This window comes from Alcaligenes pakistanensis, from assembly GCF_014652815.1.
GTDB lineage: Bacteria > Pseudomonadota > Gammaproteobacteria > Burkholderiales > Burkholderiaceae_B > Alcaligenes > Alcaligenes pakistanensis.
This window is the reverse complement of record NZ_BMZN01000012.1, coordinates 1-1,731: the sequence shown is the minus strand read 5'-3', so window position 1 is coordinate 1,731 and position 1,731 is coordinate 1. Positions and strand designations below refer to the sequence as shown.

The following is a 1,731-nucleotide window of genomic DNA, read 5'->3' as shown; positions in this document are numbered from 1 at the left end:
TAATTCAAGGGTGTGACTGAATAGAGCTTCGGCTCTAAACTAACTAGAAGCAGTTCCAAGAAAAGCCTCTAAGCTTCAGCTCTACGAGACCGTACCGCAAACCGACACAGGTGGACGGGATGAATATTCCAAGGCGCTTGAGAGAACTCAGGAGAAGGAACTCGGCAAATTAATACCGTAACTTCGGGAGAAGGTATGCCTCATTAGTGTGATGTGCCTGCGCACAAAGCATGAAGAGGCCGCAGTGAATCGGTGGCTGCGACTGTTTACTAAAAACACAGCACTCTGCAAACACGAAAGTGGACGTATAGGGTGTGACGCCTGCCCGGTGCCGGAAGGTTAAGTGATGGGGTGCAAGCTCTTGATCGAAGCCCCGGTAAACGGCGGCCGTAACTATAACGGTCCTAAGGTAGCGAAATTCCTTGTCGGGTAAGTTCCGACCTGCACGAATGGCGTAACGATGGCCACACTGTCTCCTCCTGAGACTCAGCGAAGTTGACATGGTTGTGATGATGCAATCTCCCCGCGGCTAGACGGAAAGACCCCATGAACCTTTACTGTAGCTTTGCATTGAACTGTGAACCGGCCTGTGTAGGATAGGTGGGAGGCGTTGAAGCGTGATCGCTAGATTGCGTGGAGCCAACCTTGAAATACCACCCTGGTCTGTTTGCGGTTCTAACCTAGGTCCATTATCTGGATCGGGGACCGTGCATGGTGGGCAGTTTGACTGGGGCGGTCTCCTCCTAAAGTGTAACGGAGGAGTTCGAAGGTACGCTAGAGACGGTCGGAAATCGTCTTGATAGTGCAATGGCATAAGCGTGCTTGACTGTGAGACTGACAAGTCGAACAGGTACGAAAGTAGGACATAGTGATCCGGTGGTTCTGTATGGAAGGGCCATCGCTCAACGGATAAAAGGTACTCTGGGGATAACAGGCTGATACCGCCCAAGAGTTCATATCGACGGCGGTGTTTGGCACCTCGATGTCGGCTCATCTCATCCTGGGGCTGTAGCCGGTCCCAAGGGTATGGCTGTTCGCCATTTAAAGAGGTACGTGAGCTGGGTTTAAAACGTCGTGAGACAGTTTGGTCCCTATCTGCCGTGGGCGTTGGATATTTGACGGAGCCTGCTCCTAGTACGAGAGGACCGGAGTGGACGTACCACTGGTGTATCGGTTGTCATGCCAATGGCATTGCCGAGTAGCTACGTACGGAAGAGATAACCGCTGAAGGCATCTAAGCGGGAAACTCGTCTGAAGATTAGATATCCCGGAGGCTTGACCTCCCTGTAGGGTCGTCCGAGACCAGGACGTTGATAGGCTGGGTGTGGAAGTGCAGTAATGCATGTAGCTAACCAGTACTAATTGCCCGTGTGGCTTGATCCTATAACCCTTGTGGTTGTAGTGAGTTAAGTTGTTGACCACAGAACGTAATATTGAAGTGCAGCGCAACCCGCGCTCGACACCTTCGCAAACACTTGCTGATTGATCCGTACTGATCGCAGCAAGGTGCTTCTTCCAATTGGCTGGGGCGTCCCTTAAAAGACGACTCGGCAACCAGTTTACGCTTGACGACCATAGCGAGGTGGTCCCACACCTTCCCATCCCGAACAGGATTGTGAAACGCCTTTGCGCCGATGATAGTGGACGGACGTCTGTGAAAGTAGGTCATCGTCAAGCTCTTATTCCTCAAAACCCCCGCAAGCATTGCTTGTGGGGGTTTTGTTTTTTATG

The 1,731-nt window shown here is 51.8% G+C and carries 2 rRNA genes; both read left to right on the top strand.

The features are described 5' to 3' along the window. Window positions 1-1,383: ribosomal RNA gene (locus tag IE156_RS18290) — 23S ribosomal RNA — on the top strand; the annotation flags it as partial. Window positions 1,384-1,564: 181 nt separating this feature from the next. Next, window positions 1,565-1,677: ribosomal RNA gene (gene rrf / locus IE156_RS18285) — 5S ribosomal RNA — on the top strand. Window positions 1,678-1,731 lie beyond the last annotated feature (54 nt).